A 15837-nucleotide genomic window follows, 5' to 3' on the forward strand; every position below is an offset into this window, starting at 1 on the left:
TTTATCAAACAATTCAAAATTTAAAATCCAAAATGTTATTATCTAGGTTCTAGTAACTTAGAGTAGTAGATTGGTATTTTGATACTGCTTATATTCTAAGATAGGTAATCCAGCCTACTAACTTCAGTAAGTTGATGACAGGAAAAAAGCTTTTTTTAGTCCTGTACCCTGTGTTTCTACATTCTACTTCAACAGATAATTTTTCTACAATGAACTGTATTTATTTATGACCTTGCTATTTTCTGGAAGCTAACTCTGATATTATCATTTTTTCATTTTGTAGACCGATTCGTGTGAACCTATTAAAATACAGCAAATTGCATGATAATGACAAATAAAAAATGGGCTGTTAAACGTATAACTGTTAATCTAGCAACGCAAGAAGCGGAAAAACTAGAAAAATATTGTCAGCAGACAGGTAGACCTGCTACTGATGTGATTCGAGAACTGATTAGAAGTTTACCCGTGGCAGAAGAGGTGATAAGTGATAGGTGATCAAAAATGAATAGGGGTTAGGGTTTAGGGATTAGGGTGGGAAAAATTCTGATTTTGGGCTTTGGGCATTGGGCATTATTAGAAAAATTTCTCCCCTCCTCCCATCTCCCTCATCCTCCCCATCTCCCCCATCTCCCCCATCTCCCTCATCCTCCCCATCTCCCCATCTCCCCCATCTCCCTCATCCTCCCCATCTCCCCATCTCCCCATCTCCCCATCTCCCCATCCCCAATCAACCGCAAATTCCGACATCAACTCAGTTACAATTTGTAAAGAAACTGATAGCTCGGAGTGGCGTAAGCCATAAAGGAATTAGGTAATGCGTGTTGCAATTGTAGGTGCGGGACTGGCTGGACTGTCCACTGCTGTAGATTTAGCTGATGCGGGTTGTGAGGTACAAATTTTTGAATCTCGTCCGTTTGTTGGTGGTAAAGTCGGTAGTTGGGTAGATGGTGATGGCAACCACATTGAAATGGGGTTGCATGTATTTTTTGGCTGCTACTACAATCTGTTTGAGTTGATGGAAAAGGTAGGAGCAGGTGACAATTTACGTCTGAAGGAACATTCCCACACTTTTATCAACAAAGGTGGAAAAACTGGGGCTTTAGATTTTCGTTTCATCACTGGTGCGCCTTTTAATGGCTTAAAGGCATTTTTCACCACTTCCCAACTTTCCCTACAGGATAAATTACAAAATGCGATCGCATTGGGAACTAGCCCCATAGTTAGGGGTTTAGTAGACTTTGAGGGAGCAATGAGAAATATCCGCGATTTGGATAACATCAGTTTTTCTGACTGGTTCTATCGTCACGGAGGCAGTAAAGGCAGCATCAAACGGATGTGGAATCCTATCGCCTATGCTCTCGGTTTTATCGACTGCGATCATATTTCTGCCCGTTGTATGTTGACAATTTTTCAGTTTTTTGCAGTCAAAACAGAAGCTTCTATTCTGCGAATGCTGGAAGGTTCACCCCACGAATATTTACACAAGCCAATTATTGAATATCTTGAAGCCAGAGGCACGAAAATATATACTCGTCGTCAAGTCCGGGAAATTCAGTTTGCTGAAGCAGAAGCAGAAACCCGCGTTACTGGTATAGTTGTTGCCCAAGGCGATACAGAAGAAATAATTACCGCTGACGCTTACGTTTGTGCTTGTGACGTACCTGGAATTCAGCGCGTTTTACCGCAAGCATGGCGGAAATGGTCAGAATTTGATAACATTTATAAACTTGATGCTGTCCCAGTCGCTACAGTGCAGCTACGATTTGATGGCTGGGTGACAGAACTGGAAGATGAGGAAAAACGGAAACAGTTAAATCAAGCCGAAGGGATAGATAATTTGTTATATACCGCCGATGCAGATTTTTCTTGTTTTGCTGATTTAGCTTTAACCAGTCCAGCAGATTATTATCGTCCTGGGGAGGGTTCCTTGTTGCAACTGGTATTGACACCGGGAGATCCTTTTATTAAAGAAAGTAATGAAGCGATCGCACAGCACGTCCTCAAACAAGTCCATGAACTGTTCCCATCGTCAAGAGAATTGAACATGACCTGGTACAGTGTAGTTAAACTGGCTCAATCCTTGTATAGAGAAGCACCAGGAATGGACGCTTACCGTCCTGATCAAAAAACACCTATACCCAACTTCTTCCTAGCTGGTAGTTATACTCAGCAAGACTACATTGACAGCATGGAAGGTGCAACTATTTCTGGAAGACGTGCGGCTAAAGTGATTCTGGAAAGTGTGAAGAAATAGGAACTGGGGACTGGGGACTGGGGACTGGGTAATCAATTTTTATGTTTCCCAATCAACTATCAACTATCAACTATCAAAAATCCAATGGCTGAATGGTTAGAACATAGCGTACAGGTAGAAGTGGCGGCTCCTATGGAATTAGTATGGAGCCTGTGGTCTGATTTGGAACAAATGCCTAAGTGGATGAAATGGATTGATTCAGTGAAAATTTCACCCGATGATCCAGATATTTCTCTGTGGAAGTTGAGTACAGGAGGTTTGGAATTTAAATGGAAATCCAAAATTCTCAAAGTTGTTCCTAACCAAATTATCCAATGGGAATCTGTGGATGGTTTGCCAAATCAAGGTGCAATTCGCTTTTATGATCGTCATGCTGGGAGTATTGTAAAAATGACCATTTCTTACGCTATCCCTGGTTTTTTGGGCAAACTGATGGATAATTTATTTCTAGGAAAAGTTGTAGAATCCACAATTCAAGCAGATTTGGAGAGATTCAAAGAATACGCACTCAATATAAAAGCCGATTAAGTCAGGAGTTACAGGAGTCAGGAGTCAGGAGTCAGAAGTCAGAAGAACGAAGAACGAAGAACGAATTAATTTTTACCCTGCTCCCCTGCCCCTCTGCTCCCCTGCTCCCCTGCTCCCCCGCTCCCCTGCTTTCTTCACTGTCACCTGTCACCTGTCACCTGTCGGAATAGCTGCAATTAATTTCTGCGTATATTCTTCTTTAGGTTGAAGATAAATGCTTTCTGCTGTTCCTTCTTCCACTATTTTCCCTTGATTCATCACCAAAATGCGATCGCTCATAAATTTGACCACACTTAAATCATGGGAAATGAAAATATAAGTCAAATTAAAATCCGCTTGCAACTCTTTTAACAAATTTAAAACTTGCGCTTGTACCGAAACATCCAAAGCCGAAACCGACTCATCACAAATAATAAACTGAGGATTTAACGCCAACGACCGCGCAATACAAATCCGTTGACGTTGACCACCAGAAAACTGATGGGGATAGCGTTTCATATCATCCGCACTCAATCCCACCCGTTCTAAAAGTTCAATAGTTCTTTCTTTTCGCTGTTGTTTTGATTTACCCACACCATGAATCAACAATGGTTCCATGACCGCATCACCAATTTTCATCCGGGGGTCAAGGGAACTAAAAGGATTTTGAAAAACAATTTGCATTTCTCGCCGCAATTTTTGCAACGATTCTCCTTTCAAATTAGTGATATTTTGCCCTTTAAAAGTAATTTTACCGCTCATTGGTTCAATTAATCTGAGCAGAGTTCTACCCAAGGTAGTTTTACCACAACCAGATTCTCCTACCAATCCCAAAGTCTCCCCTGGATAAACATCAAAGGAAACAGAATTCACTGCTATATTGTAGCGTTTTGTCCCGCCAAACACTCCCCGCACAGGAAACCCTACTTTGAGATGATGAATTTGTAAAAGGGGTGATTTCTCTTGCAAATTTATTAATCTTTGGTTAAATTCTTCCTTAGTAACTTGCGGTGGTTGTGCTGGTTCTTTTGCTTGAATTACTACCTTTCCACCTTGATCTTCCTGAACAGTCATGTAATCAGAAACTGTGAGGAGTTTGTGCGGACGACGATGTAGAGTAGGACGACAAGCTACCAAACCTTTAGTATAGGGATGTTGGGGATTACTAAAAATTTGCGATACTGCACCGTATTCCACAATTTTACCTTTGTACATCACCGCTACTTGGTCAGCAATTTGCGCGATTAAACCCAAATCATGACTAATAAAAATCATCCCCATGTCGCGTTTTTGCTGCAATTCCCGCATCAAATCAATAATAGTTGCTTGTACTGTCACATCTAAAGCTGTGGTTGGTTCATCAGCAATTAACAGTGATGGGTTACAAGAAATTGCCATTGCAATCATCACCCGTTGTAACTGACCTCCAGAAAGTTCATGGGGATAGCGTTTCAGCATGGCTTCTTTGTGTTCTTTCACCAACTGCGCTATTTGATAATCACTGCTGGAAGAGAATTTAGAGTCAGTTAACTGGCTACTATCGAGATATTGCTGTTGAATTTCTTCATCACTAGGTAAAAGTTTAACTTCTTGTAGACCTGCGATCGCAATTCTCTTGGCTTCAACCACACTGACATTTTGATGACGCATAATTGCTTCTGTCAGTTGAAACCCAATATCATAAACCGGGTTGAGAGAACTCATCGGTTCTTGAAAAATCATAGCAATATCACCACCCCGGTAAAGCTGCATTTCCTGAGCAGATAAAGCCAATAAATCCAGCGGTTCGGCATTTTCTTGGGGACGAAACCAGATTTGCCCTTGATTAGCTTTACCAGGATATTGCAACAAACCCATCACAGCTAAAGCCGTTACTGATTTACCACTCCCAGACTCTCCCACTATTCCTAAAGTCTCACCTCGATTTAATTCAAAGCTAATCCCATCTACAGCTTTAACTGCACTCTCATCACCGGAAAATTCAACTTGTAGATTGCGAACCTCTAAGATAGTTTCTTTCATAGGTCTGGGGTAGTAGTTACAGGGAACAGGGAACAGATATAGCAGGTGACAGGTGACAGGTAACAGGTGACAGAGTTGAAAGTCTGTTTGTGTCTGGTTTTTAGAATTTGCTCATGTCCTAACTACCTTGTCTGTTGCTATAACAAAAGATTTTTTCCGCTTTTGTTAACCTCTAGCGGTAATTTTACCGATTGTTACACGATTTTAGATAGTTGATAGTTGATAGTTGACAGGTGACAGGTGACAGGTGACAGGTGACAGTTGATTGGGAAATATAAAATTGATTACTCAGTCCCCTGCTACTCTGCCCCCCTGCTCCCCTGCTCCCCTGCTCCCCTACTCCCTTGCTCCCCTGCTCCCCTGCTCCCTATAACTTAGGTAAAATCTCTGGAATTAAATGACCGGGAACTTTCGATAAAGCCAGATTCTGTCCTTGAATACCTAATTCATTATGGAAAGTCCGAATAATTTTGACTATGTGAGTAAAAGTTGTGTAATAAGCTTCTGTGTTTTTATCTAAGCTATTTAATGATTGAACATGATTATCCAAAGAGGTTTCTAAATGCTGAGAAAGAGTTTTTTTATCACCAGTAAAAGATGGATCTGTGACTAATTGATAATGAGCTAAACCCAAATTATTCTGTGTTGCTAACACATCAAAACTGAGATTTTTACGACTCAGAGAATCAGCAATTTTCAAAGTTTCTTGATATGTTTTGATACATAGTTGCAGGAAATTTTGGCGAATTTCTTTAGTTACTTGTGGCAGGTTAGCTATGTGCCAGTAAGCAGTACCCAAATTATTGCGAGTTGCTGCACAAGCATTGGGAACATGAGCCGATGTCCGATATTTTAAAGCTTCCAGGTAAAAATCAACCGCCAATTGTAAGTTTTCCAATGGTGTTTCATATTGGGATAAATTCCAATAAGCAGTACCAATGTTATTTTGAATCATGCCATACTTGAGAGGTTCATCAGCAGGTTGATAGTAAGTAAGTGCTGAATTATAAGCTGCGATCGCTTGTTTGAGATGTTCCACTGGCTGGATATGTTGCCCTAAATGCCAATAGGCAGTACCCAAATTATTTTGACAAGCAGCATATTTCAAAGGATCAGTTTCCTCTGTTCGGTATAAAAGTGCTTCATTGTAAGCTGTAACCGCTTGCTGCCAATTCTCAACCGGGTTAGAAAACCTCGCTAAATCACCATAAGCTGTCGCTAAATTGTTCTGCACACGAGCATAAATTTCCGATTGACTATCAGGTGAAATCAGCTTAATTGCCAAGTGATAAAATTCTATTCCTTGCTCGATATACGTTTTGCCATCATCACCACTTCCTGGTGTGCGGTGCAGCATCCAGTAAAGTGTTCCCAAATCATTTAAAGTATCTGGGAGTTGCGGTGAAGTGTCATCATAGCTAACAGCTTCCTGATAGGCAATAATGGCCACCATTAAGTTTTCCAGACTTGACTGTCCTTGCTCAATGCGAAGCCGATATAAATTCCCTAAATTATTATAAGCTGTTGCTAATTCTTCCCCACTAGCCTTTTGTATTTGTAATTGCTCAATTTCCCACAGAAGTTGTTGTGGTTGCAAATTCTCATCTGCATCTTCAGCAATATTTTTGTCAAATGTTGATTTGACTAAAGAAATTAACTCATTGTTAATATGTGAAAAAGATGAAATCTGAGGAATACTATTTTTCTCAGAAGATATTATTGTTGCATTCGGTGATTTATTTTCAAAACCTTCTGATGTCTCATTCAGAAAATCATCATCTTCAATAAAATGAAATTCTTGAACAGTTTTGTCTAGGAATTCATCTGAAGGAATTGATTCATCAAGAATAGATTTTTCCAGATTTCCTAAATCTACACTTCGTAAACTAGAGAAATTGTGATGCTCTCGATTATCAACAGTTGGTGTCGGTTCTCCAACAAAGATAAATAGACCTGTTCGACACTGCCAAAATTTTGGTGCTGATTGCTGGATAGCAGACAGCCAAGGACGGGGAATCCAAAATAATAGGCTGGATTCTAGAAATGAACTAGGTTCTTGGGTAGCAAAATACTGCTCGCTTAAACGAAGATAGTGCAGAAATAAACGCTGTACCGCTACAGATTGTTTAGTTAGCAACTCCACACCAACAATCTGAAATGCTGGTATTGGTAAGGGACGGCCAGGAGTATCTTTTGATTCCCCAACAATCGGTGGAGGATAATTAGCTAACCATTGATTGATCTGCGCTATGGGATTGGGATCATTTAAATTCAACCGCAATGTTACTAACCTTGGATAAGCTGGAGTGCTAATTCCCCCAGTCTCTGCTGGTTGATATAGCACTTGTCCCACGGGATAAGCCAAGGTTGAATGCAACCGAGTAGCTATTTGATTTCTTAAATGTAAGTCATCACATACAGCAAAAAATATCTGTCGTCGCAAGCCAATACTCAGGGCAAATTTTAGGCGTTGATATACTTGCCGATTCCAAGCAAAAATATCTGGAGGTAGGGTTTCATTCACTCTCATGGTGGCTACAAAAGCCGAAATACACTATAGATTCTAAAGTCAGGCAAATAAACTTAACTGGAAAATCTCATATTTCTGATTTTCAAGTAAATGTTTTCTGCTCAGGATAAATCGAGTTTTCAAAGCTTGACAAGACAATTTGTATTGAATTATACTTATAAACTCTTTAATTTTAACAAAAAATAAAAAAATCAGGCTCAACCTAATATGAGAACCTGAGATGCCAAAAAATTAAATTTTATTAAAATAGTTTGAGTTTAACTAATGTTTGACACGGCGAAGGCAACAAAAATCAATCCACCGACCAAAAGCGCAGCAGCAAGTCCTAAAATAACATAAGTACGCTTCTGCCCATCCGTAGGAGGTTCGGCTTGATAAACCTTGGGTTCACGGGCAAAATTGTTGATCAGACCGCCTTCTTCGTTGGTATAGGGCATGAAGCAATTCCTTGTTAATTATCTTCTTTTATTGAATGTTACATTTAGTTTAGGTTTATTTTCATAAAAATATATAAATCTTTACATCTAGTAAAGACTTAAATTTTCTACTCAAACTTAAGTATTGACAAATTAAGCACTTTATGGATTTATTCAATACAATTTCTATTCTGGTGATATACTGTGTTCACTGATTTCCTGATTAAATGATTTACGGATGTTCACTTTTCAGCAATAAAATTATTCCTATTTGAGTAGCAACTTCATTAATATAAATATCCATACACAAGAGATACTTTGCTACACTGTTAATAGTGATTTATGGTTGGATTTTAAATCTAAATATCAGAATTATGCAAAGAATATCTATAGAAAATTTTGGGACAGTTAAAAAATTTGAGGCTGATGTAACAGATGTAATGTTGTTAATCGGTCCCCAAGCAAGCGGGAAAAGTACAATTAGCAAGACAATTTTTATATTTAAATCTCTGAAAGATGAAATACTTGATCATATTTATGCTAATAGTTTAGATAAATTTCAATATCCTATGTATGTGTTATTAAATCATATCAAATATAATTTTCTCAAATATTTTGGACTTAAACCAGATTGTGAAAAATTTAGCGTAAAATATCAATATTCAACTGAAAAACATATAACTATTTATAAATCTGTTTACAATGTATACAATATAGATATAAAATTGAGTTTTTTGCTTGAAAATGAATTAAATTTTCTAATTACAGAAATTTTAAATTACAAAATTCTTTTCAAAGAACAACAGCATAAATGTAAGTCATTGGAAGAATTACGAGAATTAGAATCAAACAGACGATTACAGTTTAATGATTTTAAATCCCGCATTGACCCAATATTTGAAGAAAAACACTCTCATGTATTTATTCCTGCGGGTAGAAGTTTGATGTCTACATTAACAGATCAACTTCAGGAAATAAAAAATCCAGATACATTAGACTATTTTACCAAATCTTTTGTAGAGAGAATTAATTTATTAAAAACTTACTTTAATGATGACATAAATATTCTGATTCAAAATCAAAACATTGCTAAAAATCTAGATTCTGATTTAACAGAGTTGTTGCAAAAGTTAGTAAAAAAAATCCTCAAAGGTGAATATAGATTTAATGCTGATATTGATAAAGAAAGAATTTATTTTAAAAATAATCAGTATGTTAAACTACAATATGCTTCTTCAGGACAACAAGAATCAGTTTGGATTTTATTGTTGATCTTTAGATATATTTTAGATAAAACGAGTGTATTTATGGTTTTTGAAGAACCAGAAGCACACCTTTATCCTGAAACTCAAAGCGATATTGTAGAACTGATTGGTTTATTCGCAAATGTTTATAATAATCAAATAATTATCACTACTCATAGTCCCTATATTCTCTCATCATTCAACAATCTTTTATATGCTTATCAAGTAGGTACAAAAAAAATTGGTGATGAAAGAGAAGCAGTAGAAAGTATTGTTAATGGTAAAAGTTGGATTGATCCTGCTCGGATTTCAGCTTACTTTATTTCTGAAGATCACTATGAATCAATAATTGATCCAGAACTGAAATTAATTCAAGCAGAAAAAATAGATAGTGCATCCAGTATAATTAATGACAAATTTAATGATTTGTTCAACCTGGATGACTAAACTATGTGTAACGATTTTTTTCAAAATAATGAATGTAAAGAATTTTGTGATAATAGAAAAACCTTAGTTGTCAAAGATTCTGGGAATAAACAAGAGTATAGAGTCACCAATGATAAAGATAAAGAGATTTGTAAAATAAAGGTTGATGGTTGTTTAATCAAAGAAGGTGAAAAATGTGATTATTTAATTATATCCTGTGAAGATAAATCAGCGTTTTTTGTAGAGCTAAAAGGACATGATTTAAAAAAGGCACTTGGACAAATAGATTCATCTATAACTAAACTAAAAGATGAAATACAAGAATTTAAACTATATGCACGTATAGTATTAAATAGAAATCCCACACCTGATATTAATAGTTCTGTAGAAATTAAACTTAAGAAACGTCTTAAACAACAAAATGGTAAAGATAATGGTGATTTAATCCAGTATAAAAGTAAAGTTTTACAAGAAAGTATATAAACTAAAATCCCCGACTTCTTCAAGAAATCGGGGATCTGAACAAAACTAAGCAGTAATAGTCCCCGTCAAAGGAGAACTAGCACTAGCATAGTCTTTCATCGGCATCCTTCCCGCCAAATAAGCCATGCGACCGGCTACAGTTGCCAAATTCATTGCATAAGCCATTGCTGGGGCATTTTCAGCCAGTGCGATCGCACTATTAATTAACAACGCATCCGCACCTAATTCCATCGCTTGTGCAGCTTCAGAAGGCGCACCAATACCCGCATCTACCACCACAGGTATCTTGGCATTTTCAATAATAATCTGAATATTGGCAGTAGTTTTCAGCCCTTGTCCTGAACCAATAGGCGCTGCTAAAGGCATCACCGTTGCACAACCAACATCTTCTAAACGCTTGGCTAACATCGGGTCTGCATTAATATAAGGCAAAACAGCAAAACCTTCTTTTACCAACTGTTCCGCGGCTTGCAAAGTGCCAATGGGATCAGGTAATAAATATTTAGCATCAGGTATAACTTCTAACTTGACAAAATTATTATCTTCCTGTCCCAACAACTTCGCCATTTCCCGTCCCAAACGTGCCACCCGAATTGCTTCATCCGCAGTTTGACAGCCAGCAGTATTAGGCAACATCCAGATTTTACCCCAATCTAAAGCTTCCGCTAAACCTTCATGTCCCGGTGCATTGGTTTGTACCCGTCGCACAGCTACCGTGACAATTTGACACCCACTAGCAGCGACGCTTTTCTGCATTTCCTCAATACTGCGATATTTACCAGTTCCCGTCATCAACCGAGAGTGAAAAGTTTTACCAGCAATTATTAATCCTGAATCTTGCAGTTTCAGATCCGCAGGTTGTAGAGATAAATTTTTACTATGTCCGTTAGTGAAATTAGCAGGATGAGTAAGCATGGATGTTGTCGTAGATGACTGAGTTTGCAAGGGTGTATTCTGAAAGCGCGAATAGTGAAAGTTAGTTAAAAGAGGATCGGTTTTTTGTGACAGAATCAAATCAGCAATTAACACGGCTGTGACTGGTGCAAGCAAAATACCATTGCGATGATGACCAGTAGCAAAAGTTAAATTTTTACAATGACTATCGCCTAAAATCGGTAATTCATCAGGGGTAGTAGGACGAAATCCCCACCACATTTCCTGGATAGGATAATTTTCTAATTGTGGAAACAGACGAGTTGCACCTTGGAGTAAACTCTTAATTCCCGCTGGTGTATTATCGGGAGTAAAACCCACATCTTCACTAGTTGCCCCTAAAATTATAGAGCGATTACGACGGGGGACAATGTAAATATTTTCACCAAATAACACCCGCGTCAAAGGTAATTCTGTCACAAATTCTGGTACTCGCAAACGCAGCATTTGCCCTTTGCGGGGACGCACTGGTAAGGGTAATAATTGATTTGCCCAAGCACCAGCAGTTAAAAGATAATGGTCAGCGCGAAGAAAACCAGTGTTAGTTTGAACACCTATAACTTGTCCTTGCTGTTGAGCGATCGCTTCTACTGTCACTCCATCCTGGAATTCCACACCCAAAGACACAGCCGCATTCCGCAAAACTTTGACCAAAGACCGATTATCAACTTGCCCATCTTCAGGATACCACCAGCCACCAACTACATCTGCGCCTAATCCTGGTTGATATTCGTTAATAGCATCCTTGTCTAACCAAAACCTTGGAGATTGGGAAATTGATACTTCTCCCCTGCTCCTCTGCTCCCCTGCTCCCCTGCTCCCCTGCTCCCCTGCCTCCTGATACACTGGTGCGAGGATACCGCAAGGCCAGTAACCTGTATTTAAAGCTGTTATTTCTTCTAATTTGCTTGTCCAGTTGGGATACAAAGCACGCGATCGCCAACACAAAGACAGCATCGCTTCATTGGCGATATTTTCCGCATCAGGAGCTAACATTCCTGCGGCAGCGTGGCTGGCAGCAGCAGCGTAATCACGGCAAAGCACAGTTACATTTGCACCACGTAATTTCATCTCCACAGCGCAAGCCAACCCGATAATGCCACCACCAATAATTAAAACGTCGCTAGTCATTAGTCAATAGTCATTAGTTATAAGTCATATATAATTACATAACTCATAACTAATAACTTATTTACTCAAGACTCAGAACTTACCACAAAGCACGAATAGGTTCTTTGTCCTGACTCGTATTACCTGAATTTGAGCTAGTCTCAGTTGTGGAATTATCATTATTGGTGTCTTGTGCATTATCAACCGTTCCAATCGGCTCAGTAGAAGCGTTATTTTGAGCTACACTAGTTCGGCTGGGATCATCAGAAAAACCATTTCTATTCGCAATTTCCGAATCATTCCCGTTGACAGGTGCAGAATTATTGCTGTTAGCAGTTTCAGAATTATTTCTAGTAGCCGCTTCAGCATCATCCCTAGTAGCCGTGCTATTAACATTAATATTAGCTGGAAGAACGCTAGATGCTCTGCGACCAGGTGGAACATTAGCAGTTTGCTGTCCACCCATGGGAAAATTAATCCCTAGTAAAGTACCTAGTAAAATTGCCACACCGCCAGCCATCAAAATCAAGGGTGTCCATCTACCCATCTTGTTTCTCTCCTTTTTAACCTTCTGGTGTCCAAACTAATTGAGAACCTTGACCAAAACTTGCTCAAAGTCGGCAAGTCTAGTCATTTGTAGTGGATCAAGCACTACAGGGTTAAACGGCAAACCCTTTATTCCTTGGTCAAAGACATCAGGAATTACTTTTTTCATCATATTAAATGACCCATTAATAACGGCATTTAATAACCTCATATTCCCGGTTGTATACAATCCTCCAGCCATTATTTCCCCCTTAAATTCAGGTTTTTTATCCCCATATTTAGGAAAAGTATCACCATCTAAAGCACTGGCTGGGGATGTATAAGATTCTTCCGTAATTATTACTTTTATTCCCTTACTTTTAGGAACAACTCTCACCTCAATTATTTCCTTTAGCAATGTGGGAATTTTGATGTTACTCATTGACAGGAGACAAATTCCCTTTTTAAAGGCTTTTTTTGAGATTGATTCATGAAGATGTGGTAAGAGATTTCGCCCTTTTAAGTTATCTTTATATTTAGGAATTGTCAGTTGTCCTAAAAATTTTTCTGGATGTTCATTCCAGGCTCTTATAGTGTGAAAATAACTTATCCATACTGAACCTAATCTGCTGATAATTTGCTTACTAACTAAAGTTAGTAAGGCTTTGTAATCATCAGTTTCAGACAATTGGTGATAGAGTTGATGAAAGTTGAATTTCTGGTGGTGTTGAAAGAAATATTGCCGATAATGGTAATTAGCTAAGTTAAACAAATTTGTAGACAAAAACGCCTTATGATCAATGGACGACCAGAAAGGATGCTTTTTTGTGATGATATGACATTCAACTAACTTCATGGCTGGATCATACAACGAAAATAGCATTATGAACAGTCAGAATCGCCAAAACCCACTCATTATTCGTGTTCAACTAGAAAAATGAGCAAAATTGAGGAAGTTTAGCTAAATTTTGGGCAACTGTATTTATTCCCAAAAAACCGTCAAATTTTGTTACATTCACATCACCTAAAATCTGAGTTTGACAAGCTAAACGTAAGTCAGTTGTAGGAAAATGGAGAAGAAGCGAAATAGCCTCGTTTGATCACGCCAATTTGCTGCTGACAGTTCGCCTACTACTTTAACCGCACAAGTACCACAACTGCCAAGTCCTCAACAGACTTTTCACCCTATCATCTGTCACCTGCTATATATTGGCACATCGCCACAAAGTTGTCTCTCAGGTCTCAATTTTATGACCACGACTCCCTCAAATCAACTTTGGCTCTATGACACTACTCTCCGGGATGGTACACAACGGGAAGGACTATCAGTGTCTATAGAAGATAAGTTACGCATTGCTCACAGACTCGATGAATTAGGCATACCCTTTATTGAAGGTGGTTGGCCAGGAGCTAATCCTAAAGACGTTCAATTTTTCTGGCAACTCCAAGAAAATCCGCTTAAACAAGCAGAAATAGTTCCCTTTTGCTCAACTCGTCGTCCTAACTCTACAGCAGCAGACGAACCAATGCTGCAAGCCATACTGTCTGCGGGTACTCGCTGGGTAACAATTTTTGGTAAGTCTTGGGATTTGCACGTTATTGAAGGACTCAAGACCAGTCTAGAAGAAAACTTAGCCATGATCAGCGATACAATTTTATATCTCCGTTCTCAAGGACGGCGTGTGATTTATGACGCTGAACATTGGTTTGATGGCTACAAACAAAATCCTGACTATGCTCTCCAGACAATAAAAGCAGCCGCCACAGCAGGGGCTGAATGGTTAGTTTTATGCGATACTAATGGTGGAACTTTGCCCCATGAAATTACTGAAATTGTTAAAAATGTGGTGTTGGGGACTGAGGACTGGGGACTAGGGACTGGGAATACAGAAAAAACTCTCACCCAATCTCCACTTCCCCAAATCGGAATTCACACCCATAATGATTCAGAGATGGCAGTTGCTAATGCCCTAGCAGCAGTCTTGGCAGGGGCGAAGATGGTGCAGGGTACAATTAATGGTTATGGAGAACGCTGTGGTAATGCTAACCTGTGTTCTGTGATTCCCAATTTACAGTTAAAGCTTGGTTATAGTTGTATCGGTGAACACCAGCTAAATCAACTTACAGAAACTAGTCGGTTTGTCAGCGAAGTTGTCAATCTCGCACCAGATGAACACGCGCCTTATGTGGGTCGTTCTGCTTTTGCTCACAAAGGTGGTATTCATGTATCTGCGGTAGAACGTAACCCGTTGACTTATGAACATATTCAACCGGAACAAGTGGGCAATCGTCGCCGCATTGTTATTTCTGAACAGTCTGGTTTAAGTAATGTCTTAGCTAAAGCTCGGTCTTTGGGAATGGAATTAGATAAAAATGATCCCCAAGCCAGGCAAATTCTCCAACGTATGAAAGAATTGGAGAGTGAAGGATATCAATTTGAAGCCGCAGAAGCCAGTTTTTCTCTATTAATGTATGAAGCTTTGGGACTGCGAGAACAGTTTTTTGAAGTTAAAGGTTTTCAAGTCCACTGTGATTTAGTAGAGGTGAAGGAAACTACTAATTCTTTAGCAACGGTGAAAGTAGGTGTAAATGGTATAAATATTCTGGAAGTAGCAGAAGGTAATGGACCAGTAGCGGCTTTAGATGCCGCTTTGCGTAAAGCTTTGGTGAATTTTTATCCGCAAATTGCTGACTTTGAGTTGACAGATTATAAAGTCAGAATTCTCAACGGAAATACGGGTACAGCCGCAAAAACTCGCGCTTTAGTAGAGTCGGGAAATGGTCAACAACGTTGGACAACTGTAGGAGTTTCTACAAATATTTTAGAAGCTTCCTATCAAGCTGTCGTTGAAGGATTGGAATATGGTTTGTTGTTGCATTTCCAAGCTGAAAAGGCTCTGAAAGTTTAGGAGGAATAGATTTTGTAGAGGCGTTTTCTTAAATGTCTCTACTCAGATATTTATCCTCAAGCTATTGACAAATTTCTGAACTTTCATTATGATTATGTCATTGGTGAAAAATATGCGCCCATATATGGGTTTGATATTTGCCAAACATATTATTTTCAACAAAATATTTCATCTATATCAGGATTTAGCAGGATAAGCTGCTGGACATTTAATTTGCATATTTTTAATTTTAGGGAAAAACCGTGAATTCTTCCCTCCTGCTCCCCTGCGCCTCTGCTTGCCTCAATGTGCAACTTAAATGTTTTAATAGCTTATCTTCTTCTTTCTTCTCTTCGCGTCCTTTGCGTTTTTGCTTCTTCAACGTGATAATTCCTGAAAAGTTAGCAAAAGTGATAGATTTAGCTTTAACAGAAAAACCGCAAATTCAATTTCAAACCGCAGCACAATTTAAGGAGGCGTTGGTAAAAACTCGATGAAT

13 protein-coding genes and 1 pseudogene are annotated in these 15837 nt (G+C 38.7%); 7 read left to right on the forward strand and 7 right to left on the reverse strand.

Annotation, left to right across the window (positions count from 1 at the left end; genetic code table 11):
* Nucleotides 1-321 precede the first annotated feature (321 nt).
* The 3 genes from ACLLO5_RS21265 (at nucleotide 322) to ACLLO5_RS21275 (ending at nucleotide 2782) form a co-directional block, all read left to right on the forward strand.
* Nucleotides 322-495: a CopG family transcriptional regulator gene (locus ACLLO5_RS21265; RefSeq protein WP_413172486.1), complete on the forward strand. Its 174-nt coding sequence runs from the start codon at nucleotides 322-324 to the stop codon at nucleotides 493-495.
* 319 nt (nucleotides 496-814) lie between these two features.
* Entirely contained in the window at nucleotides 815-2254 is a 1440-nt protein-coding gene (gene zds / locus ACLLO5_RS21270) for a 9,9'-di-cis-zeta-carotene desaturase (protein ID WP_413172487.1), read from the forward strand.
* An 84-nt stretch (nucleotides 2255-2338) separates the two neighbouring features.
* Nucleotides 2339-2782, forward strand: coding sequence for an SRPBCC family protein (locus ACLLO5_RS21275; RefSeq protein WP_413172488.1), 444 nt, complete (start codon nucleotides 2339-2341; stop codon nucleotides 2780-2782).
* Between the two features lie 147 nt (nucleotides 2783-2929).
* Here ACLLO5_RS21275 and ACLLO5_RS21280 read toward each other — a convergent pair whose 3' ends face one another.
* From ACLLO5_RS21280 to psb34, 3 genes are all read right to left on the reverse strand, one after another.
* Nucleotides 2930-4783 carry an ABC transporter ATP-binding protein gene (locus ACLLO5_RS21280; protein ID WP_413172489.1) on the reverse strand — a complete coding sequence of 618 codons (1854 nt, stop codon included), beginning with the start codon at nucleotides 4781-4783 and terminating at the stop codon, nucleotides 2930-2932.
* Nucleotides 4784-5150: 367 nt separating this feature from the next.
* Nucleotides 5151-7313, reverse strand: coding sequence for a tetratricopeptide repeat protein (locus ACLLO5_RS21285; protein WP_413172490.1), 2163 nt, complete (start codon nucleotides 7311-7313; stop codon nucleotides 5151-5153).
* 257 nt (nucleotides 7314-7570) lie between these two features.
* Entirely contained in the window at nucleotides 7571-7750 is a 180-nt protein-coding gene (gene psb34, locus ACLLO5_RS21290) for a photosystem II assembly protein Psb34 (RefSeq protein ID WP_413172491.1), read from the reverse strand.
* Between the two features lie 353 nt (nucleotides 7751-8103).
* Between psb34 and ACLLO5_RS21295 the strand changes: the two genes are divergently transcribed.
* Nucleotides 8104-9420: an AAA family ATPase gene (locus ACLLO5_RS21295; protein ID WP_413172492.1), complete on the forward strand. Its 1317-nt coding sequence runs from the start codon at nucleotides 8104-8106 to the stop codon at nucleotides 9418-9420.
* 3 nt (nucleotides 9421-9423) lie between these two features.
* On the forward strand, nucleotides 9424-9882 hold the full coding sequence (locus tag ACLLO5_RS21300; protein ID WP_413172493.1) for a hypothetical protein: 459 nt from the start codon (nucleotides 9424-9426) through the stop codon (nucleotides 9880-9882).
* Between the two features lie 45 nt (nucleotides 9883-9927).
* Here ACLLO5_RS21300 and thiO read toward each other — a convergent pair whose 3' ends face one another.
* From thiO to ACLLO5_RS21320, 4 genes and pseudogenes are all read right to left on the reverse strand, one after another.
* Nucleotides 9928-11946 carry a glycine oxidase ThiO gene (gene thiO / locus ACLLO5_RS21305; protein ID WP_413172494.1) on the reverse strand — a complete coding sequence of 673 codons (2019 nt, stop codon included), beginning with the start codon at nucleotides 11944-11946 and terminating at the stop codon, nucleotides 9928-9930.
* A gap of 79 nt (nucleotides 11947-12025) precedes the next feature.
* Entirely contained in the window at nucleotides 12026-12472 is a 447-nt protein-coding gene (locus ACLLO5_RS21310) for a hypothetical protein (protein WP_413172495.1), read from the reverse strand.
* 36 nt (nucleotides 12473-12508) lie between these two features.
* Nucleotides 12509-13333, reverse strand: a complete 825-nt coding sequence (locus tag ACLLO5_RS21315) for a hypothetical protein (RefSeq protein WP_413172496.1) — start codon at nucleotides 13331-13333, stop codon at nucleotides 12509-12511.
* 46 nt (nucleotides 13334-13379) lie between these two features.
* Nucleotides 13380-13618, reverse strand: a pseudogene (locus ACLLO5_RS21320) (hypothetical protein); the annotation flags it as partial.
* A gap of 82 nt (nucleotides 13619-13700) precedes the next feature.
* On the opposite strand from ACLLO5_RS21320, the gene cimA reads away from it, so the two are divergent.
* Nucleotides 13701-15359 (forward strand): citramalate synthase, encoded by a 1659-nt coding sequence (cimA, locus tag ACLLO5_RS21325; protein WP_413172497.1) that lies wholly within the window; start codon nucleotides 13701-13703, stop codon nucleotides 15357-15359.
* A 242-nt stretch (nucleotides 15360-15601) separates the two neighbouring features.
* Nucleotides 15602-15835: a hypothetical protein gene (locus ACLLO5_RS21330; RefSeq protein ID WP_413172498.1), complete on the forward strand. Its 234-nt coding sequence runs from the start codon at nucleotides 15602-15604 to the stop codon at nucleotides 15833-15835.
* Nucleotides 15836-15837: the final 2 nt, after the last annotated feature.

The sequence above is a fragment of the Anabaena azotica SJ-1 genome (assembly GCF_047275885.1).
GTDB classification, from domain to species: Bacteria; Cyanobacteriota; Cyanobacteriia; order Cyanobacteriales; family Nostocaceae; genus Trichormus_B; species Trichormus_B azotica_A.